24 protein-coding genes and 5 tRNA genes are annotated in these 25,270 nt (G+C 65.0%); 22 read left to right on the plus strand and 7 right to left on the minus strand.

Annotated elements, in window-relative coordinates; all coding sequences use genetic code 11:
* Positions 1-45: 45 nt before the first annotated feature.
* From L2Y97_RS04900 to L2Y97_RS04920, 5 genes are all read left to right on the plus strand, one after another.
* Positions 46-1,410: an SRPBCC family protein gene (locus L2Y97_RS04900; protein ID WP_247433745.1), complete on the plus strand. Its 1,365-nt coding sequence runs from the start codon at positions 46-48 to the stop codon at positions 1,408-1,410.
* Positions 1,411-2,535: 1,125 nt separating this feature from the next.
* A complete protein-coding gene (locus L2Y97_RS04905; protein WP_247433748.1) occupies positions 2,536-3,471 on the plus strand; it encodes an ABC transporter ATP-binding protein in 936 nt (311 codons plus the stop codon).
* The gene (locus L2Y97_RS04910) at positions 3,468-4,202 is read left to right on the plus strand and encodes an ABC transporter permease subunit (protein WP_247433751.1); all 735 of its coding nucleotides are present in this window, start codon (positions 3,468-3,470) and stop codon (positions 4,200-4,202) included. Before L2Y97_RS04905 ends, L2Y97_RS04910 begins: the two co-directional genes overlap by 4 nt.
* Positions 4,202-6,064, plus strand: coding sequence for a GldG family protein (locus tag L2Y97_RS04915; RefSeq protein ID WP_247433752.1), 1,863 nt, complete (start codon positions 4,202-4,204; stop codon positions 6,062-6,064). The genes L2Y97_RS04910 and L2Y97_RS04915 overlap by 1 nt, the downstream gene beginning before the upstream one ends.
* Positions 6,065-6,068: 4 nt before the next feature.
* Positions 6,069-6,944, plus strand: a complete 876-nt coding sequence (locus tag L2Y97_RS04920; RefSeq protein WP_247433754.1) for a cytochrome c oxidase assembly protein — start codon at positions 6,069-6,071, stop codon at positions 6,942-6,944.
* Here the strand turns inward: L2Y97_RS04920 and ppk2 are convergent.
* From ppk2 to hemA, 3 genes are all read right to left on the minus strand, one after another.
* On the minus strand, positions 6,907-7,680 hold the full coding sequence (ppk2, locus tag L2Y97_RS04925; RefSeq protein ID WP_247433757.1) for a polyphosphate kinase 2: 774 nt from the start codon (positions 7,678-7,680) through the stop codon (positions 6,907-6,909). The two genes, L2Y97_RS04920 and ppk2, sit on opposite strands and share 38 nt — an antisense overlap.
* 80 nt (positions 7,681-7,760) lie before the next feature.
* A complete protein-coding gene (gene prfA / locus L2Y97_RS04930) occupies positions 7,761-8,843 on the minus strand; it encodes a peptide chain release factor 1 (protein ID WP_247433760.1) in 1,083 nt (360 codons plus the stop codon).
* Positions 8,844-8,875: 32 nt separating this feature from the next.
* The gene (gene hemA / locus L2Y97_RS04935; RefSeq protein WP_247433763.1) at positions 8,876-10,147 is read right to left on the minus strand and encodes a glutamyl-tRNA reductase; all 1,272 of its coding nucleotides are present in this window, start codon (positions 10,145-10,147) and stop codon (positions 8,876-8,878) included.
* Positions 10,148-10,264: 117 nt separating this feature from the next.
* Between hemA and L2Y97_RS04940 the strand changes: the two genes are divergently transcribed.
* From L2Y97_RS04940 to ychF, 8 genes are all read left to right on the plus strand, one after another.
* Positions 10,265-12,013 carry a tetratricopeptide repeat protein gene (locus L2Y97_RS04940; protein WP_247433765.1) on the plus strand — a complete coding sequence of 583 codons (1,749 nt, stop codon included), beginning with the start codon at positions 10,265-10,267 and terminating at the stop codon, positions 12,011-12,013.
* Between the two features lie 113 nt (positions 12,014-12,126).
* On the plus strand, positions 12,127-12,741 hold the full coding sequence (gene lolB, locus L2Y97_RS04945) for a lipoprotein insertase outer membrane protein LolB (RefSeq protein WP_247433768.1): 615 nt from the start codon (positions 12,127-12,129) through the stop codon (positions 12,739-12,741).
* A gap of 112 nt (positions 12,742-12,853) precedes the next feature.
* Positions 12,854-14,239 (plus strand): 4-(cytidine 5'-diphospho)-2-C-methyl-D-erythritol kinase, encoded by a 1,386-nt coding sequence (gene ispE / locus L2Y97_RS04950; protein ID WP_247433770.1) that lies wholly within the window; start codon positions 12,854-12,856, stop codon positions 14,237-14,239.
* Between the two features lie 42 nt (positions 14,240-14,281).
* Positions 14,282-14,358, plus strand: a tRNA-Gln gene (locus L2Y97_RS04955).
* Between the two features lie 74 nt (positions 14,359-14,432).
* Positions 14,433-15,371, plus strand: coding sequence for a ribose-phosphate diphosphokinase (locus L2Y97_RS04960; protein WP_247436705.1), 939 nt, complete (start codon positions 14,433-14,435; stop codon positions 15,369-15,371).
* An 80-nt stretch (positions 15,372-15,451) separates the two neighbouring features.
* Positions 15,452-16,093: a 50S ribosomal protein L25/general stress protein Ctc gene (locus L2Y97_RS04965; RefSeq protein WP_247433773.1), complete on the plus strand. Its 642-nt coding sequence runs from the start codon at positions 15,452-15,454 to the stop codon at positions 16,091-16,093.
* Positions 16,094-16,144: 51 nt separating this feature from the next.
* Positions 16,145-16,723 (plus strand): aminoacyl-tRNA hydrolase, encoded by a 579-nt coding sequence (pth, locus tag L2Y97_RS04970; protein ID WP_247433776.1) that lies wholly within the window; start codon positions 16,145-16,147, stop codon positions 16,721-16,723.
* Positions 16,724-16,897: 174 nt separating this feature from the next.
* Positions 16,898-17,989, plus strand: a complete 1,092-nt coding sequence (gene ychF, locus L2Y97_RS04975; protein ID WP_247433779.1) for a redox-regulated ATPase YchF — start codon at positions 16,898-16,900, stop codon at positions 17,987-17,989.
* 67 nt (positions 17,990-18,056) lie between these two features.
* Here ychF and L2Y97_RS04980 read toward each other — a convergent pair whose 3' ends face one another.
* Entirely contained in the window at positions 18,057-18,335 is a 279-nt protein-coding gene (locus tag L2Y97_RS04980; protein ID WP_247433781.1) for a hypothetical protein, read from the minus strand.
* 159 nt (positions 18,336-18,494) lie between these two features.
* Between L2Y97_RS04980 and L2Y97_RS04985 the strand changes: the two genes are divergently transcribed.
* Positions 18,495-18,962, plus strand: a complete 468-nt coding sequence (locus L2Y97_RS04985; protein ID WP_247433784.1) for a MarR family winged helix-turn-helix transcriptional regulator — start codon at positions 18,495-18,497, stop codon at positions 18,960-18,962.
* A gap of 33 nt (positions 18,963-18,995) precedes the next feature.
* On the opposite strand, the gene L2Y97_RS04990 is transcribed toward L2Y97_RS04985, so the two are convergent.
* Genes L2Y97_RS04990 through L2Y97_RS05000 form a run of 3 tightly spaced genes read right to left on the minus strand, consistent with a single transcriptional unit; the run spans position 18,996 to position 21,692 of the window.
* Positions 18,996-19,376, minus strand: a complete 381-nt coding sequence (locus tag L2Y97_RS04990) for an STAS domain-containing protein (protein ID WP_247433787.1) — start codon at positions 19,374-19,376, stop codon at positions 18,996-18,998.
* Positions 19,373-19,798, minus strand: a complete 426-nt coding sequence (locus tag L2Y97_RS04995) for an ATP-binding protein (RefSeq protein WP_247433790.1) — start codon at positions 19,796-19,798, stop codon at positions 19,373-19,375. The genes L2Y97_RS04990 and L2Y97_RS04995 overlap by 4 nt, the downstream gene beginning before the upstream one ends.
* Positions 19,779-21,692, minus strand: coding sequence for a SpoIIE family protein phosphatase (locus L2Y97_RS05000; protein ID WP_247433793.1), 1,914 nt, complete (start codon positions 21,690-21,692; stop codon positions 19,779-19,781). The genes L2Y97_RS04995 and L2Y97_RS05000 overlap by 20 nt, the downstream gene beginning before the upstream one ends.
* A 104-nt stretch (positions 21,693-21,796) precedes the next feature.
* On the opposite strand from L2Y97_RS05000, the gene L2Y97_RS05005 reads away from it, so the two are divergent.
* The 8 genes from L2Y97_RS05005 (at position 21,797) to nusG (ending at position 25,134) form a co-directional block, all read left to right on the plus strand.
* The gene (locus L2Y97_RS05005; protein ID WP_247433796.1) at positions 21,797-22,282 is read left to right on the plus strand and encodes an acyl-CoA thioesterase; all 486 of its coding nucleotides are present in this window, start codon (positions 21,797-21,799) and stop codon (positions 22,280-22,282) included.
* A gap of 172 nt (positions 22,283-22,454) precedes the next feature.
* Positions 22,455-22,540 (plus strand) — tRNA-Tyr (locus L2Y97_RS05010).
* A 17-nt stretch (positions 22,541-22,557) separates the two neighbouring features.
* Positions 22,558-22,631, plus strand: a tRNA-Gly gene (locus L2Y97_RS05015).
* Positions 22,632-22,657: 26 nt separating this feature from the next.
* A tRNA-Thr gene (locus tag L2Y97_RS05020) sits at positions 22,658-22,733 on the plus strand.
* A 63-nt stretch (positions 22,734-22,796) separates the two neighbouring features.
* The gene (gene tuf, locus L2Y97_RS05025; RefSeq protein WP_247433799.1) at positions 22,797-23,987 is read left to right on the plus strand and encodes an elongation factor Tu; all 1,191 of its coding nucleotides are present in this window, start codon (positions 22,797-22,799) and stop codon (positions 23,985-23,987) included.
* A gap of 93 nt (positions 23,988-24,080) precedes the next feature.
* Positions 24,081-24,156: transfer RNA gene (locus L2Y97_RS05030), tRNA-Trp, on the plus strand.
* 13 nt (positions 24,157-24,169) lie between these two features.
* Entirely contained in the window at positions 24,170-24,565 is a 396-nt protein-coding gene (secE, locus tag L2Y97_RS05035) for a preprotein translocase subunit SecE (RefSeq protein WP_247433802.1), read from the plus strand.
* Between the two features lie 8 nt (positions 24,566-24,573).
* Positions 24,574-25,134, plus strand: a complete 561-nt coding sequence (nusG, locus tag L2Y97_RS05040) for a transcription termination/antitermination protein NusG (RefSeq protein WP_247433805.1) — start codon at positions 24,574-24,576, stop codon at positions 25,132-25,134.
* Positions 25,135-25,270 lie beyond the last annotated feature (136 nt).

Genomic DNA, 25,270 nt, shown 5'->3' on the forward strand with positions numbered 1-25,270 from the left:
CACAGCCGGGGGCTGCCTGTTCAAAGACGTTCGGAGAACCGTGGAATGACGCGTCTGTTAGAATTCATTGTTGCTATCGTCATCGTCGCCGTCCTTGGCGTCGTCGTTGGCGTGGCCATGCCCTCGACCGGACACGTCGAGCGCGAAATGCTTATCAGCAAGGATCTGCGCCAGGTTTACGACGTTTTCAGCAACTTCCGTCGGTTCCCGGAATATTCGGTCCTGCGTACGTTCGATCCGAAGCTCCAGTTCGAACTGTCGGGCAAGGCCTACGGCCCGGGCTCGAAGATCTCCTGGAAGGCCAACGACCCGAAGGTGGGTGATGGCTCGCTCGAAATCGCTTCGATCGATCCGGGCTTCGCCCAGATCACCGATGCCGGCAAGGGCACCATCGTCTGGAACCTCGAGAACTCCTGGCGTGGCCACGACAAGAAGTTCACCATCAACCTCGAGCGCACTGGCCGCAGCCAGAAGCTCGTGAAGGTGAACTGGGCCTACGACGTCTCGTACGGCTTCAACCTCGTGGATCGCTTCAGCAACCTCTACATCCACGGCGACCCGGATTCGCTCATCCAGTTCAGCCTGTCGAACCTGCAGAACCTGATGGCGTCGATCCCCAACATCGACTACAGCAAGATGGTTCCGTCGATCGTTGAGCAGCCGGCCAAGCCCATCCTGTTCGTCTCCACCACGGCCCCGCGCACGCTCGACGATGTCGACACCGCGTCGGACAAGGCCATGGCCGAGATCCAGGCCGCCGCCAAGAAGCTCGGTGTGAACATCGTGAGCCCGCGCATCACGTTCACCACGAACTGGGGCGACCAGAACTACACCTTCGACGTGGCCGCCGAAATCGACGCCACCACGCTGAAGATCAACGGCCAGGATGTCGAGCTGACCGCCGCCCAGCGCCCGACGCTGGACGCTTCGGCGCCGGCAGAAGCTTCGACCTCGGCCGCCCCGGCCGCCGCTGATGCGGGCACCCCGGGCAGCAAGGACAAGTTCGGCCGCGTCGTGGTCGATGGCAACGTGAAGGCTGTGCTGGCCTTCGGTGGCAAGGCCCTCAAGGCCGAGTGGAACGGCACCGGTGCCGGCCTGCCGCAGACGCGCCAGATGCTGGCCGCCTACTCGCAGACCCACGGCTACAAGTACGACGACGTCGTGTACCGCGCTTACGACATCCAGACGAAGGCCCCGGTGAACAACAAGGGCACGATCGAGGGTTACGACGAGCAGAAGTTCGAGATCTACCTGCCGCTGCAGGGCGACAACCTCCCGGACCAGACCCCGGAGCAGGAAGCCGGCATGAAGCAGCCTGGCCTGGAAGAAGCCGCTCCGGCCGGTTCGTCCTCGGCCCCGGCCCCGGCAGGCACCGCCCCGGCCCCGGCCAGCACGGCGGCTGCACAGTAAGCCGCAAAGCGGCCTACCTGTAGGAGCGTGCTCGCACGCGAAAAGCCAACGAAGCGGCGACGCCGCAACGGACGCTGATACGAGAAAGGCCGCGAGCAATCGCGGCCTTTTTCTTTTGGCGAGCTCGAGATGGCTCGCCTTCGGCCTCGCCGGGCTCGGCTTACGCCATCGCGTTCTACACTTGAACCTCGAGTCAGCGAGCCTCCGGCGCCCACCCTCGCTGCTCAGACAAGTCTCCAGCGTTCGCAAAGGAAGCCGCTACGCGGCCATGTATTTAATTGGCCTGCGGCCGCGAACCGGGTGCCGTGAGGGGCTTTTCGACGAGACATCCGTGTCTCGTCAAAAAGGAACGGCCATCCATGGCCGTCCCCCCTGCGGGGCTGTTCCCTCCCGTCCCCCTCGCCTCCGAAACTCGCCTCGAGGGTGGGCGCCGAAGACTCGTTTGGTCACTGAGGTGAATTGGCAGGAGAGCGAGGGTGTGGCTCGATGCCTTGCCCCGCCAGCCACCACGCAACGCCCTGTAGGAGCCCACCCTGTGGGCGACATCTTTTAGCGAGCACGCCACAGGCCCTGCTGCGGTGAGGCGAAAGCTGTCGCGCGCAGGGCGCGCTCCTACACAGAGCAGGTCATCGCATGGCCTCGGATTGCCGTAGGCACTGGCTTTGCGCAACGAACGGTGCACCGCGTGAACGTATGCCGAGACAAGGTGTGTCGTGCCACCGCGCCAGGTGTACCGGCTCGCCCATCAACCCACCTCATGGGTCAAAAGAGCCCTCGGTGCCCACCCTCGAGGCGAGTTTCGGAGGCGAGGCCGACGGGAGGGAATAGCCCGCAGGGGGACGGCCATGGATGGCCGTTCCTTTTTGACGAGACACGGATGTCTCGTCGAAAAGCCCCTCACGGCGGCCGGTTCGCGGCCGTAGGCCAATTAAATACATGGCCGCGTAGCGGCATCCTTTTCGAACGCTGGAGACTTGTCTGAGCAGCGAGGGTGGGCACCGAGGGCTCTACGCCTCAAGGCTCAAGTGTGGAGCGCGATGGCGAAGCCGAGCCCCCCCGCGAAGCCGAAGGCGCGCCTAGTCGCAGGGTGGATACCAAAAGCACCCCGTGCGTTAATTAGGGGACATGATCGAAACCGACCGACTCACCCGTTGCTATGGCCCGCTGACCGCGGTCGATTCGCTGACCCTGCGCGCCGAGCCAGGCCAGGTCGTCGGGCTGTTGGGGCCCAACGGCGCCGGCAAATCCACCGCCATGCGCATGATCGCCGGCTTCCTCACCCCCACCTCCGGCACCGCCAGGGTCTGCGGCCACGACATCCGCCGTGAACCCCTCGCCGCCAAGCGGGCCCTTGGCTACCTGCCCGAAGGTGCCCCCAGCTACGCCGAAATGACCGTCCGTGAATTCCTCACCTTCATGATCCGCGTCCGCGGACTCGATCGTGAGGTGGCCCGGCGCCGTTTCGACGAGGTCATCATGCGGCTCGAACTCGAGGATGTCCTCGAAGTGACGATCGGCACGCTCTCCAAGGGCCTGCGCCGCCGCGTCGGCCTCGCCCAGGCCATCCTGCACGATCCACCCGTGCTCATGCTCGACGAGCCCACCGACGGCCTGGATCCCAACCAGAAACACTCCGTGCGCATGCTTATCGACGCCATGGCGCGCGAGCGCACCATCCTCATCTCCACCCACCTGCTCGAGGAAGTGCACGCCCTGTGCAACCGCGTGGCCATCATCGCCAACGGCAAGCTGCTGGCCGATGCCACGCCGGCCGAGCTGGAGGCGCGCAGCCGCTACCACGGCGCGGTGTCCTTCAGCGCGCAGGGCAGCGGGGTGTCGCGCGAGATGCTGGCGCGTATTCCCGGCGTATCCATGACCGAGGTCGATCCGCTGGATGGCCGCGTCACCGTGTTCCCCAAGCCGGGCCAGGCCATCCTGGATGATGTGCAGGCCCTGCTGCGTGAACAGAACCTGCGTATCACCGAAATCCAGCTTGAGCAGGGGCGCCTCGACGAGGTGTTCCGGCAGATTACGACGGCACCGCGTGGGGGTAACCCATGAGCGCCGTGTCCGCCATCGCCCGCCGCGAGCTGCGTTCGTACTTCGTCACTCCGGTGGCGTACGTGTTCATGGTGATCTTCCTGGTCCTGGCCGGCGTGCTCACGTTCTACACGGGCGATTTCTACGACCGTGGCCTGGCCGACCTGCAGCCGTTCTTCGACATGCATCCGTGGCTCTACCTGGTGCTCGTGCCGGCCGTTACGATGTCGATGTGGGCCGAGGAGCGCGCCTCGGGCACGCTGGAGCTGCTGTTCTCGCTGCCGGTCACGATCTCGCAGGCCGTGCTGGGTAAGTTCCTGGCGGCGTGGGCGTTCATCGGCATTTGCCTGGTGCTCACGTTCCCGATCTGGATCACGGTCAACTACCTGGGCGAACCCGATAACGGCGTGGTGATGGCCGGCTATATCGGCAGCTGGCTGATGGCGGGCGCCTTCCTCGCCATTGGTGCTTGCATGTCCACGGCGACGCGCAGCCAGGTGATCGCGTTCATCCTCACGGCATCGGTCTGCTTCGTGCTGCTGCTGATCGGGCAGCCGCAGGTGCTCGATTTCTTCCAGGATTCGTTGCCGCCCAAGCTCATTGGCGCCATGGGCCAGCTTTCCATCGTCCGCCATGCCAATGCGATTGCGCGCGGCGTGCTCGACCTGCGTGACCTGATGTACTTCGGCGCCACCATCGTCGCGTGGCTGGGCGCAGCCGTGGTGGTGCTCGATCTGAAGAGGACGCGCTGATGAAGCTGCCGTCGCTCACGCTCTCGCGCGCCAACCTGCTTCGCCTTGGCCTGCTGGCTATCGCTGCCCTGTTCCTCGTCGTGATCGGCTTCAGCTCCATGTCCTTGCGTACGGCGCGCATGGACCTGACCGAGGATCGTATTTACACGCTGACACCGGGCACGCAAAGCATCGTGGATAGCCTGGGCAAGCCGCTGACGGTCACGCTGTATTTTTCCGACCACGCGACCCGCGATCTGCCCCAGCTGCGCAGCTACGAGCAGCGGGTGCAGGAAATGCTGCGCGAGATCGCGGTCCGTGCGCATGGGCGCATCCGCTTTCGCGTGATCGATCCGGTGCCGTATTCCGATGATGAAGATGCGGCCGAGAGCTACGGGCTTACGCCCGCCAGCGGTGGCAGCAACGGTGAGCGGGTGTTCTTCGGCCTGGTGGGTACCACCGGTACCGGCGACGCCGTCAGTTCGCAGGCTATCCCGTTCTTCGATCCCGCCCGCGAGGCGTTCGTGGAATACGACATCGCCAAGCTGCTCTATGAACTCGGGGCGCCGCGCAAGCCGAAGATCGGCGTGCTGAGCACGTTGCCGGTAGAGGGCAACATGGTGATTGGCGAGCAACCGTGGACGGTGTTGCGCCAACTTGACCAACTGGCGAACGTCACCAGCCTGGATGCCGACGGGCTGAAGCAGGTTGACCCCTCCATCGATGTGCTCCTGCTGATCCACCCGAAGAAACTACCGGAGGATGCGCAGTACGCAATCGACCAGTACGTACTGCACGGCGGCCACTTGGTGGTGTTCGTCGATCCGGATGCCGAGATGGATACGGCGCCGCTCATCGATTCGAATGGCACCGTGGATGATCATGATTCCGACCTGCGCCGGCTGTTCGAGGCGTGGGGCGTGGTGTACGACCCCACGAAGGTGGTCCTGGACCGGTCGCAGGCGCTTACCATCGACCTGAATGGCAGCAGCGTGTCGCACCCGGCCATGCTCGGCCTTTCCATGCAGGACCTGAACCACGACGACGTGGTAACGGCCAGCCTGCAGCGGATCAACTTCTCCACGGCCGGGTTCTTCGAACTGGCGCCGAATACCAAGGCACGCATGCTGCCGCTGGTGCAGACCTCGGATGAATCCATGGTAGTGCCTGCGCAGAAGGTGCGCGATGCCGCCACGGATCCCTCGACGCTGCTGGAGAGCTACGAACCGGGCCATGATCGCTACGTGCTGGCGGCGCGCCTGCGCGACACGTTCCATAGCGCCTTCCCCGAGCGTAAGGGCAAGGGCCACCTGGACGTGGCGGCGGCAGCGGGCGAGGTGATTCTTATCGCCGATACCGATCTGCTCTCCGACCGGTTGTGGATCGATTCGCAGCCGCTGCTGGGGCAACAGCAACTGACACCGTTCGCGAACAACGGCGATTTCGTCGCCAACATCGTGGATAACCTCGGTGGCTCAACGGCCCTGCTGTCGATCCGCGGCCGCGCGAACCTGCAGCGCCCCTTCACGCGCGTGCGCGCCCTGCAGGCAGCGGCCGACCGTAAGTTCCTGGTCAAGAAACGTGAACTCGAGAACGAGCTCTACGAGACCCAGCGCCGCTTGTCCGAACTGCAGCCTGCGAAGGGCGCGGCCAGTGCCAACACCGTAACGGCGCAGCAGCGCAAGGAAGTGGAGCAGTACCTGCAGCGGAAGCTGGCCATCGGCAAGGAGCTGCGTGATGTGCAGCACCAGCTCAACGCGGAGATCGATGCGCTGGGCCTGCGCCTGAAGTTCATCAACATCATCCTGGTACCGGTGCTGGTGGCTGTCTTCGGCCTGGTATTCGGTTGGCGGCGTACGCGCCGCGTGCGTCGGGAGCTGTAGCGCGATGGCCGGGGGGCTGCTGAAGTGGATCGTGCCGTGGGAGTTCTCCTGGAGCTTCCTCGTGCTGTTCATCGGAGCAGCGTGGCTCTATGTCGTGGGATCCCGGCGGCTGCGTGTGCCCCTGTCGCGCCAGGCTGCGTTCTGGACCGGCATGGCGATCGTGTACGTGTCCCTGCACACGTACCTCGATTACTTCTTCGAGCATGAGTTCTTCATGCACCGCATCCAGCAGGTGTTGCTGCACCACCTGGCGCCTCTGCTGCTGATCGCCTCGTACCCGGGCACGGTGTTGCGGGCCGGGTTGCCCCTGCGCTGGCGCGTGCGGTTGCGCCGGGTTGGCCGCGGCGTGGTGTGCAGGGTGGTCGCTGCCATCCTGTTGAACCCCGCGTTTGTCACCCTGTCGTTCGTCGCGTTGATCCTGGTCTGGCTTATCCCGGACATGCAGACGCTGGCCATGCTGGACTGGCGCATCTATCGCTTCATGAACTGGTCGATGATCCTGTCGGGGCTGGCTTATTGGTGGCTCGTGCTCGATCACCGTCCGAAGCCGCCCGGCCGCATGACCCCAGGTATCCGCGTGTTGTCACCCGCGATCACGATGACCCCGCAGATCATCGCGGGCGCGATCGTGACCTTCTCGAAATCCGACCTTTACCCGATCTTCGAGATCTGCGGTCGTGCCTTCACCATGAACGTGCTGACCGGCCAGCTCATCGGTGGCGTCATCATGTGGGTGCCGGCGGCGATCATCGAATCGATCGGCGGCCTGCTGGCCATGCGCCAGTGGTTGCGCCTGTCGCGCACGGGGCGGCTGCCGAAGCGGCCGCCGCCGGTGCGCCGGGTCAGTAGACCTTCGGTACCTTTACCGCCTTCGCGGTGACGTGTTCCTTCTGCGGCTTGCCTTTCAGTTTGGGCAGGTCCAGTTCTTCATCGGGGCACAGCTTGTCCGGGATTTCGTCGAGCATGTGGCGGATGAGGTTGAGCCGCCCGGCCTTCTGGTCGTTGAAGTCGGCGACAAACCAGGGGGCATCATCGGTGTGCGTGTGCTGGATCATCGCATCGCGAAGATCGCCCATTTCCTCGTACTTTTGCCGGCCCTTCAGGTCCACAGGCGAAAGCTTCCAGCGCTTCAGGGGATCGGCCGCGCGCTCGGCAAAGCGTTCCTCCTGCTCGGCCTGGTCCACGGCGAGCCAGTACTTCAGCAGGATGATCCCGTCATCGGTGAGAAGCTTTTCGAAGGCGGGGCAGGCCTTCATGAAGGCGTCGTACTGTTCTTCGGTGCAGAAACCCATCGCCGGTTCCACTACCGCGCGGTTGTACCAGCTGCGATCGAACAGCACGAGTTCACCGGCCGCAGGCAGGTGCGGTACGTAGCGCTGGAAGTACCACTGGCTTTCCTCCTCGGAGGAGGGTTTGCCCAGCGCGACGACGCGGGCGGCGCGGGTATCGAGCTTGTCAGTGATGGCCTTGATGGTGCCGCCCTTGCCGGCGGCATCGCGGCCTTCGAAGATCACGACCATGCGCTTGCCGGTACGGCGCAGCCAGCGGGTGAGGCCCACGAGTTCGATCTGAAGGTCTTCGAGCGCGTGTTCGTAAGCTTTCTTCTTTTTGCCCATGGGGCGGGGTCCTTGGGTGGTTTGGGCCCAAGAATGCCACGCGATGCGTCATCGCTTCGTGGCGGTATCTTCCGCCACGGTCAGCTGTTCGCCGTCAGGCTCTGCAGCTCATCGGCCTGGTTCTCGCGGGTGAGCGTATCGACCAGCTCATCCAGGTCGCCCTGCATCACCTCGGTGAGGCGGTACAGGGTGAGGTTGATGCGGTGATCGGTGATGCGGCCCTGCGGGAAGTTGTACGTGCGGATGCGCTGGCTGCGATCGCCCGAGCCCACCTGCAGGCGGCGTTCTTCGGCCTGGGCGGCGCTCTGCTTGCTGCGCTCGGCATCGAGCAGGCGGGCCTTCAGCAGGCTCATGGCACGCGCACGGTTCTTGTGCTGGCTGCGCTCGTCCTGGCATTCCACCACCGTGCCCGTGGGCAGGTGGGTAATGCGGATCGCCGAATCGGTCTTGTTCACGTGCTGGCCACCCGCGCCGGAGGCGCGGAAGGTGTCGACCTTCAGGTCGCCATCGCGGATCTCGATCTCGCCCACCTCATCCTGCTCGGGCAGGATCGCCACGGTGGCGGCGGAGGTGTGGATGCGGCCCTGGGATTCGGTGTCCGGCACGCGTTGCACGCGATGTGTGCCCGATTCGAACTTCAGCCGGGAATACGCGCCGCGGCCTTCGATACGGGCGACGATTTCCTTATAGCCGCCGTGCTCGCCTTCGTTGGCGTTGAGGATTTCCACATGCCAGCGCTGCCGTTCGGCGTAGCGGGCGTACATGCGGAACAAATCGCCGGCGAAGATCGCCGCCTCGTCGCCGCCGGTGCCCGCGCGCACCTCGAGGAACAGGTTGCCTTCGTCGCGCGGATCCTTGGGTAGCAACAGGATCTGCAGCTCGCCATCGAGCTCCACCAGGCGATTTTCGATCCGCTCGATATCGTCCGCGGCCATCTCGCGCATATCGGGGTCATCGAGCATGGCTTTGGTTTCCACCAGCTCGCGCTCGGCGGCGTCGTGCTCCTTCAACGAAGCGGCGACGGGCTCCAGCTGCGCGTATTCACGCGAAAGGTCCCGGAAGCGGTTGCCATCGGCCAGCACCTCGGGTTGGGCCAGCAGCAGGCCCACCTCTTCATGGCGTTCGGCGAGGGCTTCGAGTTTGCGGCGGATCGACGGGGTCATTTAGGGGCACGAAGGGCGGCTCAAGCCGTACATCATGCGGAAACGTCGTCGTCCGGGTCCAGTCCGTAGAGGCGGCCGGCCGCGTGGAGCAGGTCAAGGTCGCCGGAAAGGGCGGCGTCGCGCAGGCGCGAACTGGGGGCGTGCAGCAGTTTGTTGGTGAGGGTGTTGGCGAGGAAGGCGAGCGCTTCCTCGGCGCTACGGCCCTTGGCCAGCATGGCCTGGGCCTTGGCCAGCACCTCGTCACGCTGGGCCTCGGCGGCCACGCGGATATCGACGGCGGGGTTGCGCAGGTTCAGGGCGCGCCGCCAGGACATGTACCGCTCCACCTGCAGGTCGATGATGGCATCGGCCTCGCGGGCGGCCAGTTCGCGGGAGCGGCGGTTTTCATCGATCACCTGTTTCAGGTCATCGATGCCGTAGAGGTAGACGTCGTCCAGCTGGGCGACACCGGCCTCGATATCGCGTGGCACGGCGATATCCACCATGAACATGGGCCGGCGCCGGCGCTGGGTGATCGCATCGGCGACCATGGCCTTGGTGACCACGGGCAGGCGCGAGGCAGTGGAGCTGATCACGATGTCCGCCTCGGCCAGATGGCGGGGCAGGTCGGCCAGGGCGATGGCATAGCCGCTGTAGCGGCCGGCCAGTTCCTGGGCGTTTTCGAGGGTGCGGTTGGCGACGATGAGCCGGCGTACCTGCTTGTCGGCCAGGTGCCGGGCCGCCAGTTCGATGGTCTCGCCGGCGCCGATCAGCAGCACGCAGGCCTGGCGCAGGTCGGTGAACACCTGCTCGGCCAGGCGTACGGCGGTATAGGCCACGGAAACCGTATGGGCGCCGATCCGGGTATCCGTGCGGACGCGCTTGGCGACGGCGAAGGTGTGCTGGAGCAGGCGCTCCATCGGCGCCTTCAGCGCATTGGCGCCGCGCGCCTGCTGGTAGGCCTCCTTCACCTGGCCCAGGATCTGGGGCTCGCCCAGCACCATGGAATCCAGGCCGGTCGCCACGCGGAACATGTGCCGCACGGCTTCCTGTTCCGCATGGCTGTAAAGGAACTCATCCAGCCTCTGCGGGGTCAACCGGTGTTGCCGGGAAAGCCACTGGCCCGGCACGGCCTCGAACCCCTCGGCCACGCTCACATACAGCTCGGTGCGGTTGCAGGTGGAGAGGATCATCGCCTCTTCCACGCCGGGCTGGCGGGTAAGGTCCCCCAGCGCCTCGGGGGCCACCGTGGCGTCGAACGCAACCTGCTCGCGCAGGCTGACCGGCGCGGTGAGGTGGTTGAGCCCGAGGGCGATGAGTGGCATGTCGGCGGCTGCGCTCGGCAGGGGTGGCGTCGGCTAAGCTAAGGGCGCATTGTGCGCTGACAGGGCCCCGGGCGCTTGCACGGGCCTGTCCGTAGCGGAAAAACAACGGAGAGTAGTGTGCTGACCGCTTGGTCCAAGTTCAAGCAAGTGCGGCAATATGTGGTCGTCATGGGTGCCGCCGCGGTCCTCGCGGGTTGCGCCACCACCACCCCGCCCGCCGGGCAACAACCGAAGCAGGTCCGTACCGGTGTGCAGCCGCTGGACCGCCTGCAGGTGGCTATCGTGCCGCCCGAGCGCGATCTCGAGGCACAGGTCATGGCGGGCGATTTCGCCATCGCCGCGAACGATCTCAAGGCCGCGTCAGACGCGTATGGCCGTGCAGCGTGGCTGAGCAACGACCCGACCGTGGCCAGCCGGGCCGCGGAGCTGGCCCTGGCCATCCACGACCAAGAGGCTGCCAGCAAGGCGCTGGAGCGTTGGGCCGCGCTGGGGGCCAAGCCGGCCGAGCTGGCCGAGGGCAGGGCGCGCATGGCCCTCGACCGGGGTGATACCGTCGAGGCCCAGCGGCAGCTCGAGATCCTTGTAGGCTCCGGCGACCCGGACGCCTGGCGCGCCTTCGGCCGCACCCTGGTGCAGGCCCGTGACGCCGCCCAGGCGGGCACGTTGCTGGAGCGCATCGCCACCCCGCAGCGCCTGCCCAACGAAGCGACTGCCTGGCTGGCCATGGCCGAACTGGGCGAGAACCTGGGCCGCCACGACTATGCCCAGCGCACCGGGGATGAAGCGCAGAAGCGGTTCCACGATGGCGCCACCTACGCCTGGGCCGCCCAGCAGAAGTACCGCGCGGGCGACAAGGCCGGGGCAAAGCAACTGTTCGCCAAGGCCGTGGCCAAGGATCCGAAGAACCCGCGCCTGCGCCTGGCCTACGCCACGCTGCTGGCCCAGGGCGGTGATGAGAAGGGTGCCACGGCGGTGCTGTCGACCGGCCCACAGGATGCGGATACCTACAGCCTGCGCATGACCCTGGCGGCACGTTCGGCCGACAAGGCGGCGCTGCGCCGCCTTTACGACGAAATGCGCCACCGGCCGGATGATGTCCAGACCGATAACGCCTTCACCCTTGGCCAGATCGCCGAACTGCTGGACAAGAAGGAAGACGCGCTCGACTGGTATGCCGCCGTCGGCGACGACGATCCGCACATTTTCGATGCCTCCGTGCGCAGTGCCGTGATCCTGCACCTGCAGGGCAAGGACGATGACGCGCACCAGATCGTCGCGGACCTGCAGACGTCTTACGCCGATCGTCCCGACGCCTTGCAGAAGGCGTTTGCGGTGGATGCGGAGCTGTACATGGATGCGCGGCAGTTCGATGCCGCCGCGGCCTCGTACGACAAGGCGCTGCGCGTGAAACCGGATGACACCGACATGCTCTACGCCCGCGGCCTGGCGTACGCGGAAGCGGGTCGGATCGACCAGGCCGTGGCGGATTTCCGCCGCGTGCTTGAGATCAAGCCGGGCGATATCGAAGCGAGCAATGCGCTGGGCTACACGCTGGCCGATAACGACCGCGATCTTTCCGAGGCGCAATCGCTGCTGCAGGCGGCGCGCTCGGCACGCCCGGATGACCCATCCGTCGCCGATTCGTGGGGCTGGCTGAAGTTCCGCCAGGGCCAGCTCGACCAGGCCGAGACCACGTTGCGCGGCGCGTGGGCGAAGCAGAAGGACGGCGATATCGGTGTGCACCTGGCCGAGGTGCTGTGGCAGCGCGGCGAACACGATGAGGCGCGCAAGGTACTGAACGAAGTGCGCCGCATCGATCCGAAAAACCCTTCGCTGAAGAAAACCGAGCAAAAGCTGAAGCCGTAAGCGCGCTCCCTGCAGGAGCGCGCTTGCGCGCGATGGGTGCTCGCGAATGTGTCCGCTACCCCGTTTCATAGGTTTATCGCGCGCAAGCGCGCTCCTACATGGATTTATCCTGCATGGTTCGTCTTTTTCGGTTCCTTCCCGTTGCATCGCTCTTGCTGCTCGCGGCGTGCGCACCCACGCGTCCTACCGCACACCATGAAGGCACCGTCGTCACGATGGGCCAGCAGGAGCAGCGCGAGCAGGCGCTGGCGGATACGTCGCACTGGACTTTGCAGGGCAAGCTGTCGGTATCGAGCGACAAGGATTCGGGTAACGGCACCCTGACCTGGAAACAGGATGGCGATCGCTACGATTTCACCATCCGTGGGCCGATCACCGGCCGCAGCTTCCGCCTGACGGGCGGCCCCGAGGGCGCCCAGCTGGAAGGGCTGGATGGTGGCACGCGCCGCGGACCCGATGCCGAAACGCTGATGGCCGAGGCGGTCGGTTGGCAGATACCGATGGCCGAACTGAAACGCTGGGTGTTGGGCCTGCGTGCCGATACTGGCGGGGCGGATATCCGTTTCGGCGACGACCAGCTGCCCTCGCAGCTGGTGCAGGATGGCTGGACGGTGGATTACAAAGCCTGGGATGCCACGAAGACGCCGGCGATGCCGAGCAAGGTGTTCGCCGAGAAGCCACCGTTCAAGGTGCGCCTGGCCATCGAGTCGTGGCAGCTGGGCAAGTAATCGCCTTGTAGGAATCGCGCGCGAGCGCGCTCCTGCGCACGATATTTGCGGGTGACGCCGCAGCCCACATCGCCGATAATCCGCGCCTTTCGCGCTGACATCGGCCTCCGCGATGCATTTCACGATTACCCGCGCCCACCCCGACGACGCCGAGCGCCTGTGTGCCATCGAGCGCGCGGCGGTTGAGCTGTTCCGTGGGCACGAGGCGTGGCCATCCTATTCCGGCATGGCGCTGCCACCGGATATCGTCCGCCAGCTCATCACCCGCGGCCTGTGCTGGGTCGCCGTGGTCGAAAGCGAGGTCGTGGGCTTCGTCTGCCTCGACACGGATGGCAACCCCAACGCCATTGGCATTGCCGAGATCGATGTCCTTCCCGCGTTCGGTGGCCGCGGTATCGGTGCCGCCCTGCTCGAACACGCCTGCGCGTGGGCCCGAGAGGCGGGCTACGCCCGGGTCGACCTGGGCACCCTGGCCGACGTGCCGTGGAACGCGCCGTTTTACGCGAAACACGGCTTCGCGGTGGTCGACAAACGCGCCCCCGAATTCGCCGAGGCCCTCGCACGCGACCGCGAGAACGGCTTCCCTGATCACCTGCGGGTGTTCATGAGCCGGGCTCTGGCACCCCTCGCGCGGGGTGACTGGACCACATGGCCGGCCCCGGCCAAGCTCAACCTGTTCCTGCGCATCGTCGGCCGCCGCGCGGATGGCTACCACGAGTTACAGACGGTGTTCCGCCTGCTCGATTGGGGCGACCACGTCCGCCTGCGCGTTCGCGAGGATGGGGTGGTTACCCGGCCGAAAGACATCCCGGGCGTGGCCGAAGCCAGCGACCTGACGGTTCGCGCAGCCCGCCTGCTGGCCGAGGCGACGGGCACCCGCCTGGGCGCCGAGATCGAGGTCACCAAGCGCATCCCCATGGGCGGTGGGCTGGGCGGCGGCAGCTCGGATGCCGCGACCGTACTGGTCGGTCTCAACACCCTGTGGGACACGGGGTTGGACGAGGATGCCCTGGCGGCGTTGGGCCTGGCGCTGGGCGCCGACGTGCCGGTGTTCATCCGTGGCCGCTCGGCCTGGGCGGAAGGGGTGGGGGAGCTGCTTGAGCCCATCTCGTTGCCGCGCCGCTGGTACGTGGTGCTGGATCCCGCCGAGCACGTGCCCACCCCGGCCCTGTTCGCCGCCCCCGAATTGACTCGAAATGCCCCTCGGGCGACAATTTCGTCCTTTGTTTCCGGGACTTCGGCGGAGAACGCCTTTGAACCGGTAGTCCGTGCGCGCCACCCGCGGGTGGCCGCGGCGCTGGACTGGCTTGGGGGCTTCGGCCACGCCCGGCTTTCCGGTAGTGGCGGCTGCGTTTTCCTGGAAACAAGAACCTTCGAAGCGGCCCTCGCGGTCGCCTCGCGCTGCCCCGGGGCTTTCACCGCCCATGTGGCGGCGGGTGTCGATCCATCGCCGCTGCTGTTGGCGCGCGCGCGGATCGGGGCAAGGGGCTTCGCTTAAGGACGGAAAGGGCCGCGGGCTGCGGCAAAGCACACGAATTGTTGGGGCGTCGCCAAGCTGGTTAAGGCACGGGATTTTGATTCCCGCATGCGCAGGTTCGAATCCTGCCGCCCCAGCCACCCTCACCGGTGGCACTGCGCTGATTCAACCTAACTGTTCTCATCCAGGAGTCTCCGTGGACACGTCCACCCCGATGCTTTTCTCAGGTAATGCGCACCGTGCGCTTGCCGACGATGTCGCCGCACGCCTCGGCATTCCGCTGGGCAAGGCCCTGATCGGCCGCTTCAGCGATGGCGAAGCCCAGATCGAGATCGAAGAAAACGTACGTAAGCAGGAAGTGTTCGTCATCCAGCCGACGGGCGCTCCCAGCGCGGAAAACCTGTTCGACCTGCTGGTGCTGGTGGATGCGCTCAAGCGCGCCTCGGCCGGTAGTGTGACCGCGGTGATGCCGTATTTCGGCTACGCCCGCCAGGATCGCCGCCCGCGCTCCGCGCGTGTGCCGATCACGGCGAAGCTGGCCGCCAAGATGATTGCGACCGCGGGTGCGGATCGCGTGCTCACGATCGATCTGCACGCGGACCAGATCCAGGGCTTTTTCGATATCCCGGTCGATAACGTGTATGCCTCGCCGGTGCTCCTGGCCGACATCTGGCGTCACCACAGCATGGATGACCTGATCGTGGTCAGCCCGGATGTCGGCGGTGTGGTGCGTGCGCGTGCGCTCGCCAAGCGCCTGGACGACGCCGACCTGGCCATCATCGACAAGCGCCGCCCGAAGGCGAACGTGGCTACGGTCATGAACATCATCGGTGACGTGGAAGGCAAGACCTGCGTACTGGTGGACGACATTGTCGACACCGCCGGCACGCTCTGCGCCGCTGCGGCGGCGCTGAAGGAAAAGGGCGCCCGCAAGGTCGTCGCGTACTGCGTGCACCCGGTGCTTTCGGGCGCCGCGATCGACAACATTGAGAACTCCCAGCTCGACCAGCTGGTCGTGACCAATACGCTGCCGCTGCGCGACAACGCCCGTAACTGTGCGAAAATCCGCCAGTTGTCGGTCGCGGAACTGCTCGCGGAGACGATCCGCCGCATCGCCTATGGCGAATCGGTGAGCTCGCTCTACATCGACTGATCCACCGTTTTTCGGGCTCCCCTGGTCGCGGGGGAGTCCTTTACCTACCGCCGCGAGGCGGTATTACTTGAGGCAACACCATGGCTACCAACCACAAGCTCACCGCCACGAGCCGCAAGATCGAAGGGAAGGGTGCGAGCCGCCGCCTTCGTACCGCGGGCTACGTGCCGGCTATCGTGTACGGCGCTGGCGCCGAACCGCAGGCGATCCAGATCCTTCACAACGACATCCTGCTCGGCTCGCGTTTTGAGTCGTTCTACTCGTCGGTGATCGACCTGACCGTCGACGGCAAGGCTCAGAAGGTCCTGATCAAGGACTGGCAGAAGCACCCGTTCAAGCAGCTCATGCTGCACATGGATTTCCAGCGCGTTAACGAGAACGAAGCCGTTCGCGTCGCCGTGCCGGTGCACTTCCTGAACCAGGAAAAGAGCCCGGCTGGCAAGACCGCTGGCCTGGTCATTTCGCACAACCTCACGGAAGTCACCGTGTCGTGCCTGCCGAAGGACCTGCCGGAGTTCATCGAACTCGACCTCGCCAACCTGAAGGCCGGCGACATCGTCCACCTCTCGGACCTGAAGCTGCCGAAGGGCGTGGAAGTGCCGGAACTGGGCCTGGGCAAGGAGCACGACGTTGCCGTCGTCACCGTCGCCTCGATCCAGGAAGAAGTCGACCCGACGGCCGAAGGCGCCGCTGGCGACGCTTCGGGCGAAGAGAAGAAGTAATCGGCTTACGTCCTGCGGCGCACCGCGCCGCGGGACGTTCCGTTACGGCAGATGGCTTCGATCCGTCTTATCGTCGGCCTCGGTAACCCCGGGGCCGAATACGTCAGGACCCGGCATAACGCCGGGTTTTGGTGTGTGGATGCCCTGGCCATGGACCAGGGGGAACGCTGGTCGTTCGATGGCAAGTTGCATGGGGAAACCTGCAAGGTGCGCATCGGCGGCGAGGCGGTCTGGCTCCTGAAACCCGCCACGTTCATGAACAAGAGTGGCATCGCGGTCGCCTCGGCGCTGCGCTACTACAAGATCGCGCCGGAAGAATGCCTCGTCGCCCACGACGAGCTCGATCTTCCGCCCGGCACCGTCCGCATGAAGTTCGATGGCGGCCACGGCGGCCAGAACGGCTTGCGCGATATCGTGGCCCACCTGGGGCACGGCAAATTCCATCGCCTGCGGATCGGCATCGGCCATCCGGGGCACAAGGACAAGGTCACCTCGTGGGTGCTCGGCCGCCCTGGCGCGGCTGACGAAGACGCCATCATGGCCGGCTTGGGACGTGCTTTCGACGTGCTGCCTTTGGCGCTGTCAGGCAAGTTCGAGGAAGCCATGAAACGGCTGCACACGCCGGCGTGAAGCGTGAGGACGTAAATCGTAAATCGTGAAGTGTCAGGGCCCAGCCTCACGAAGGCTCTCACCCTGACGATTCACAGGCCGCGGAGCGGCCGACCTACAAGGGCCGAAGGCCCGACTTACCGAGCGATGCTCCGTAAGCCTCATCATTGCGAACCAAAGTGAGAGCATCGCTCCATGGGCATCAAATGCGGCATCGTCGGCCTGCCTAACGTCGGCAAGTCCACCCTGTTCAATGCGCTGACCAAGGCGGGCATCGCGTCGGCCAACTTCCCGTTCTGCACGATCGAGCCGAACACCGGCATCGTCCCGGTGCCCGATCCGCGCCTGGGCGCGCTGTCGGATATCGTGAAGCCGCAGAAGATCATCCCGACCACCATGGAATTCGTGGATATCGCCGGCCTGGTGGCTGGCGCCTCGAAGGGTGAAGGCCTGGGCAACAAGTTCCTTGCGCACATCCGCGAGACGGACGCGATCGCGCACGTCGTGCGCTGCTTCGAGGATGGCAACATCATCCACGTCGCCAACAAGGTCGATCCGATTGCCGACATCGAAACCATCGATACCGAGCTGGCGCTGGCCGACCTGGAATCCGTGCTGAAGGCACTGGACCGCGCCACGCGCTCGGCCAAGGCCAACGACAAGGACGCGCTCGCCCGCAAGCCGGTGCTCGAGAAGCTCGCCAAGGCACTGGACCAGGGCAAGAGCGCCCGCGCCGCCGGCCTCGATGCCGAGGAAAAGGCGCTCGTGCGCGACATGTTCCTCATCACCATGAAGCCGCTGATGTACATCGCCAACGTGGCGGAAGATGGCTTCGAAAATAACCCGCACCTCGATGCCGTCCGCGCTCGCGCGGTGGAAGAGGGCGCCGAGGTGGTGCCGGTGTGTGCCGCTATCGAGGAAGAGCTGTCGCAGCTGGAAGATGCGGAGCGTGACGAATTCCTGCAGAGCATGGGCCTGGAAGAGCCGGGCCTGAACCGCGTCATCCGCGCCGGCTACAAGCTGCTGGGCCTGCAGACCTACTTCACCGCCGGCGAGAAGGAAGTTCGCGCATGGCAGGTGCGTGCGGGTTCGACCGCGCCGCAGGCCGCCGGCGTCATCCATACCGACTTCGAGCGCGGCTTCATCCGCGCCGAAACCGTCGCCTACGACGATTACATCAAGTACAAGGGCGAGCAGGGCGCGAAGGAAGCCGGCCGCCTCAGGCTGGAAGGTAAGGATTACATCGTGAAGGAAGGCGACGTACTCCACTTCCGCTTCAACGTCTGAATGAAGAAACCCCGCCCTGGCGGGGTTTTTTTTGGCTCGCGCGCGATCACGTCCTGCGACGTCGCCGTCAGCCGTTGTATACCTTGCGCGCCATGACGCCCCATAGGGTAAATACCAGCGCTACCCCGAGCGACCACGACAAGCCGTGCGCGTCGCAATGCGATCCGTGGAGGGCGGCACGGATGGCCGCGGCGTTACCCATGTCATGGGCATCGCCAACGGTCATCAGCCCCTGCACGATGATAAACACGACCGGGAACATCAGGGCTGCGGGGATCGACCGTACCACTGTGTGCACCAGATCAATGACGTCTGTCCAGCCGAAAAGTCCGTCGAGCCAGTGCATGCAGGCGTTCCTCCTCGTGAGATGTTGCCAGATTCGCCGCCCAGGCGTGATTGGACCAGGCCAGCCGATACGGATGAAGCCGGGGCTCGCCATCGCAGGTCGAGTGGTCGCGCAATTCAATCGCTTGCAATCGAATAAGCCCGACCCTACATTCGGGTCATGACCGCCGAATCATCCACTGAAGGCCTCCAGCCCCCGCGCACGCTCGACGGGCAGCTGTGCTTTGCCCTCTACTCGGCCAACCTGGCCATGGGCAAGGTGTACCGCCAGTTGCTGGCGAAGCTGGACCTGACGTACCCGCAGTACCTGGTCATGCTGGTGCTTTGGGAGCGGGATGGCATCACGGTATCGGAGCTGGGCGAGCGGCTATTCCTGGATTCGGCGACGTTGACGCCGCTGTTGAAGCGGTTGCAGACAGCGGGCCTCGTGGCCCGGACCCGAAGCACGCTGGACGAGCGCCAGGTGATCGTGACGCTGACCGACGAGGGCAGGGCGCTGCAGTCGAAAGCCGGCGACGTGCCCACCGGCGTGTTCTGCGCGAGCGGATGTGATGTCGAGACGCTGGTTAGCCTGAAGCGCCAGTTGGAGATGTTGCGCGGGAATCTGGCGGATTCGGCTGGCTCGTAAGTTCCCGCATCGCCGCTTCGCGATCGGTATCGCTCAGTTCTGCCCGGAAACCGTGCGCTGGATGTGATCGAGATACTGATCCAGCTCCGCGACGCTGGCGAACACCTCTTTCACCGGCACGGCCTTCACGATATCGAACACCTTCTTCACCTGCGGCTGCGGGTTGAGCAGCAGCGTGCGACCGCCGCGGTCGTGCATCTGCTTGCGTAGCTGGGCCAGGCTGCGCAGGCCGGCGCTGCTGATGTATTCCAGCTGCGAGAGGTCGAGCACCAGTGTGCCGTTGTTGTCGACCATCGGCGTGATATCGCGCAGGGCATCATCCAGATCGGTAAACGTATTGGCATCGAGGCGCCCTTCGAGCCAGACGGTGCTGCGCTCGGGAGTGGGGCTTTCGCTGCGGACGATCAGGGTCATGGGGAAGACTCGTCGGACAAGGTGGGATCAAAGCGAATAACGACACGATTGCCGTGTGCGTCGCGTGCATACTCAAAATCGGTAGCGATGCTACGCGCCAGGTGCAGGCCCAGGCCGCCGATCTCGCGGTCGGCCAGGTCGCCGGGCAGGTCGGGTGGGTCATGCTTCAGGGGGTTGAACGGTTTGCCGTCATCGCGCAGCTCCAGCCGCACGGCGCTGATGCAGGCCTCGAGCTTGATCTCGATCGTGCCGTGCCGGCCGTCGGGGTACCCGTGGCGCACCGTGTTTACCAGCAATTCTTCGAGCACCAGGCGCACGTCGGCGCGGCAGGCGTCGTGGACGTCGGCGTGATCGAGGACGGTTTCGGCGTGCTCCAGGGCCTGGAACACATCCTCCAGCCGGTTAGGAATGCACAACCGCATGGATCCGCGCCCCCTCAGCGCCGGTGTCATGCCAGGTCAGCACGAGCAGCGCGATATCGTCGTACGCGGGTGCACCCGCCGTGTAGGCGTCCACGTCCTCCAGGACCCGGTCAACATAGGTCTCCGGGCTGGCCCCTTCGTCGATCCGCCCCACGCTATCGAGCAGGGCGTGAGTGCCGTACAGGCGCTGATTGCCTGCATGCGCCTCGCTGACGCCATCGGTGTACATCAGCAACGTATCGCCCCCTAACAGCGAAAGTACGCGTACAGGGTACTCCGCTTCGCGATCAAGGCCGAGTGCAGGGCCGGTCTCCACATCGACAAGGATGGCGCTACCGCCCGCATGCAACACCGGTTGCTCGTGGCCCGCGCTGGCGAGCGAGAGCAAGCCGGTTTCGGTTTCGATGACACCGCAGAGCAGCGTCACGAACATGCAGGTGTCGTTGCCCTTGCACAGTTCGCGATTGAGCGTGCCAAGGATGTCGCTGGGCGATCGCGCATGCGTGGCGATCGTGCGGGCCAGTGTGATGGTGCGCGCCATGAACAGTGCGGCAGGGATGCCCTTGTCGGAGACATCACCCACCATGACGCAGACGTGGCGCGTACCCAGCGGGAAATACATGTACAAATCGCCGCCGACGGCGCTGGCAGGGCGCAGTGCGGCGTGTACCTCAAGGCTGCCGTCATCCGTGATCCAGTGCGGATCGGGAATGAGCGCTAGCTGGATCTGCCCGGCGATCTCGAGCTCGCTGGTCATGCGCGCCTGGTCGCGGGCAATCCGCTGCGCGGTATCGATATGGCCGGCGAGCTGGTGGCGCATCTGGTCGAAGGCGCGGGTAAGCCGGCCTACGTCATCGTTGCGGCGCACTTCAGGCAGGACGAAATCCAGGTCGCCGCGCGATACGTTCTCGGCGCGGTCGGCAAGCACCGTAAGCGGCGCCATCAGGCGGCGGGTGATTACAAGGGTGATGAGCGATACGCCCATCAAGGCGAGCACGCCCAGCAGTACGTCGATGTAGTAGGTGTGGCGCAGGTCGGCGAGCACCTGGCGCTCGGGCATCGAGAGCCCGAACGTCCACCGGGTACCGCGAATGGGTACGAAATACACCCATACCGGCTCGCTGACGCGGCCACCGTCCTCGGGGGTGATGCGCACCGGGTTCTGCTTGTTCGCGATGGCCTGCAGCAGCGGTTTGCTCCCACGGGTGCCGATGTACGAGCGCCAGTCATGGGCGAGGAAATCCCCGTTGGCATCCGCGACGAACGCCGATGCGTGTTCCGGCTTGGCCAGCTCGCCGAGCAGTTGCTGCAACCAGCCCAGGCTGATCGTGGCATCCGCCACCCCGATCACCGGCACGTCCTTGCCCGGGATGGCGACGGAATAGCCGATCAAGGTCTCTTCACGGGCCGCCGAGCGGAAAGGGGGTTGCCAGCAGCCATGGTCACAGTTGAGGCCGCGCACGAACCAGGGTGAGCTCCAGTAAGGCTCCGGATCGGAAAGCCGGTCCGCCGCCACGAGGCGCCCGTCGCCGTCGCGGCGGGCCACGGGGGCGTCTTCGGGCCGCAGGTGGTTCACATCGCGTGGCACGAAGGCCGCGCTGATATCCACCAGTTCCGGGTTGACGGCCAGTATGTCGTGGATCACGCCCGGGGCCTGGTCGCGGCGGGTGCTGAGCACGCCGGCCACCACCTGGGCGACCTTGGCCACCGCATCGATGCGGCCCTGGATGCGGGTCGCCGCCGCGTCTGACACGGCGGCCGCCTCGCTCTGGGCCTGCCGCAGCATCTGCCCGCGTGTGTGGCTCAGGAGCAGGCCGCCGGTGACGATCAGCACGATAGCCGAGCCCACCAGGACGCCCAGGGCCAGTCGCGAGGCGATGCTGCGAAGGACCATGGGGTGGCTCCAGGGGAGGGTTACACCGAATCTATGCCGCCCGGGGCGTGGCGACAAGCCGCCCGGGCGCCATAATGTGCGTTGTTCCCCAGCAAGGTAAGGGCATGCCCGGCTCCCAGCGTGATGTTGAATTCCGTTTCCTGGCCCAGCCCACCGATGTGAATTTCGGTGGCAAGGTGCACGGCGGCATGGTGATGAAGTGGATCGACCAGGCCGGCTACGCCTGCGCGGTGGGCTGGAGCGGGGCGTATTGCGTCACGGTATCGGTCAGCGGCATCCAGTTCCTCGCGCCCATCCTGATCGGCGACCTGGTCACGGTGCGGGCCCGCTTGATCCATACCGGCACCTCCAGCATGCACCTCGCGGTGGATGTCCTCGCGAAGGACCTGCGTAGCGGCGAGCCGCGGCTGGCCACCAGCTGCGTCATGGTGTTCGTGGCCATGGATAAGCCCGATGGCGGCAAGCCGACCCCGGTGCCCGCCTGGGTTCCGGTGGAGGAGCGCGACCTGCGCCTGCAGGAGTACGCCCTGAAACTGATGGAAATGTCCCGCGCCATGGAGCCATTGGTTCAGAAGACCCGGGAGATCTGAGTGCGCGATGCTTCACAACCCCGCGACACCACGGTATAGTGCGCGGCCCACCTGCCAGCCACCCGTACTGGCGGTGTGTCCGGGCTTCCCGAAGCGGTCATCGCATGTGTTCGTAGCGTGCGGAAGTTGTTGACAGTTTCGGGGGTGCTCGCGACAATAGGCGTTCTTTGTTGGAGGAATACCCAAGCGGCCAACGGGGGCAGACTGTAAATCTGCTGGCTTACGCCTTCGGTGGTTCGAATCCACCTTCCTCCACCATACGAGTTCCGCGCAGTGCGGGAGTAGTTCAATGGTAGAACTTCAGCCTTCCAAGCTGATTGTGCGGGTTCGATTCCCGTCTCCCGCTCCATTGATCCTCCGCGCGCTGCGTCATGTGCTCATGTAGCTCAGTCGGTAGAGCACTTCCTTGGTAAGGAAGAGGTCGCTGGTTCGATTCCAGTCATGAGCACCATTCTCGTCGTTCGCGACGGTTCCTTTTTTTCTTCAATTTGACTCCAACGGGAGTTTAGGTCTCATGGCAAAGGGTAAGTTCGAGCGCACCAAGCCGCACGTCAACGTCGGCACCATCGGTCACGTCGACCACGGCAAGACCACGCTGACCGCCGCACTGACGAAGGTCGGTGCAGAGCGTTTCGGTGGTGAGTTCAAGGACTACGGTTCGATCGACGCAGCGCCGGAAGAGAAGGCGCGCGGCATCACGATCTCGACCGCCCACGTGGAATACGAATCGCCGACCCGTCACTACGGTCACGTCGATTGCCCGGGCCATGCTGACTACGTCAAGAACATGATCACCGGTGCCGCCCAGATGGACGGCGCGATCCTGGTGTGCTCGGCCGCTGACGGCCCGATGCCGCAGACCCGTGAGCACATCCTGCTCTCGCGTCAGGTCGGCGTGCCGTACATCGTCGTGTTCCTGAACAAGGCCGACATGGTCGACGACGCCGAGCTCCTCGAGCTCGTCGAAATGGAAGTTCGCGAACTGCTGTCGAAGTACGAGTTCCCGGGCGACGACACCCCGATCATCGCGGGTTCGGCTCGTCTGGCCCTCGACGGCGACCAGTCCGACATCGGCGTGCCGGCAATCATCAAGCTCGTTGACGCGCTTGACTCGTGGATCCCGGAGCCGCAGCGCGAAATCGACAAGCCGTTCCTGCTGCCGGTCGAAGACGTGTTCTCGATCTCGGGTCGCGGTACCGTGCTGACCGGTCGTGTCGAGCGCGGCATCGTCAAGGTGGGCGACGCGGCTGAAGTCGTCGGTCTGAAGGCCACGCAGAACACCACCGTCACCGGTGTCGAAATGTTCCGCAAGCTGCTCGACCAGGGTCAGGCTGGCGACAACGTCGGCGTGCTGGTCCGCGGTCTGAAGCGTGAAGACGTCGAGCGCGGCCAGGTGCTGGCCAAGCCGGGTTCCGTGACCCCGCACACCCACTTCGAAGGCGAGATCTACGTGCTTTCGAAGGACGAGGGCGGCCGCCACACCCCGTTCTTCAGCAACTACCGTCCGCAGTTCTACTTCCGTACCACGGACGTGACGGGCTCCATCAAGCTGCCGGAAGGCACCGAGATGGTGATGCCGGGCGACAACGTGAAGATCACGGTTGAGCTGGGCTTCCCGATCGCCATGGACGAAGGTCTGCGTTTCGCGATCCGCGAAGGTGGCCGCACCGTCGGCGCCGGCGTGGTGTCGAAGATCTTCAAGTAAGATAAGTGATGCCGCCCCCTTGCGGGGCGGCACCCTGTCGCGGGGCGGTCGATCTGAAGGTCGTCCGCCCTCGCGGTTTAACGTTTCACCTGTACGCCAGTAGCTCAATTGGCAGAGCAGCGGTCTCCAAAACCGCAGGTTGGGGGTTCGAGTCCCTCCTGGCGTGCCACTTCCGAGCGCGCATGAACACGAAGGCACAAGAAGCAAAGGGCACTAGCCCGGCCGACATCGGTAAGCTGCTGCTTGCCTTCATCGTGCTCGCCGCCGGTATCACCGGTTTCTACTATTTCTCCGATAACCCGAATGTGCCGGGCCTCGCCCGTGGCGTTGGCGTTATCGTAGCCGTCGCCGCCGCACTGGCGATCGGCGCTTTTACGGCTCCGGGCCGTAAGCTGCGTGGGTTCCTTTCGGAATCGCAGTTCGAGTTGCGCAAGGTCGTCTGGCCGTCGCGCGACGAAACGCTGAAGACCACCGGTATCATCATCGTGGTCGTCATCATTCTTTCGCTGCTGATGGGGCTCATCGACTGGCTGTTGAAGTCGGTGGTGCTCGATTGGCTGCTCAAGCTCGGACATTGAGGTAAGGCATGAGCAAACGCTGGTACGTGGTTCACGCCTATTCGGGGTTCGAACAGCAGGTTCGCAAGGCCCTGGCAGAGCGCGTTGTGCGCGAGGGCATGGAAGAAAAGTTCGGTGAGATCCTGGTTCCGACCGAGGAAGTCATCGAGATGCGCGGCGGCCAGAAGCGCCGCAGCGAGCGCAAGTTCTTCCCGGGTTATGTCCTGGTCCAGATCGAAACCGATACCAACGGCAAGACGCCGCGTATCGACGACGAGTGCTGGCACCTGGTCAAGGAAACGCCGAAGGTCATGGGTTTCATCGGCGGCACCGCCGATCGCCCGCACCCGATCCGCGATTCCGAAGCCGACGCCATCCTGAGCCGCGTCCGTGAGGGCGTTGAGAAGCCCCGTCCGAAGGTCCTCTTCGAGCCGGGCGAAATGGTCCGCGTTACTGACGGCCCGTTCAACGACTTTAACGGCGTGGTCGAAGAAGTTAACTACGAAAAGAGCCGCCTGCGTGTCGCGGTGCTCATTTTCGGTCGTTCCACCCCGGTCGAGCTCGAGTTCGGCCAGGTCGAGAAGGCCTGAGGCCCGTCCTTCAGCCTTCCGGCACGGCGTTTGCATAAGCCGTGTGAAGTGCCTATAATGCCCGGTTCACGCTGGAGCCTTGTGCTCCGGCGTGCCCGTGTTTAAGGGGTCCGCAAGCGCGGCCCCATCACCCCCA

It is taken from the genome of Luteibacter aegosomatissinici, assembly GCF_023078495.1.
GTDB classification, from domain to species: domain Bacteria; phylum Pseudomonadota; class Gammaproteobacteria; order Xanthomonadales; family Rhodanobacteraceae; genus Luteibacter; species Luteibacter aegosomatissinici.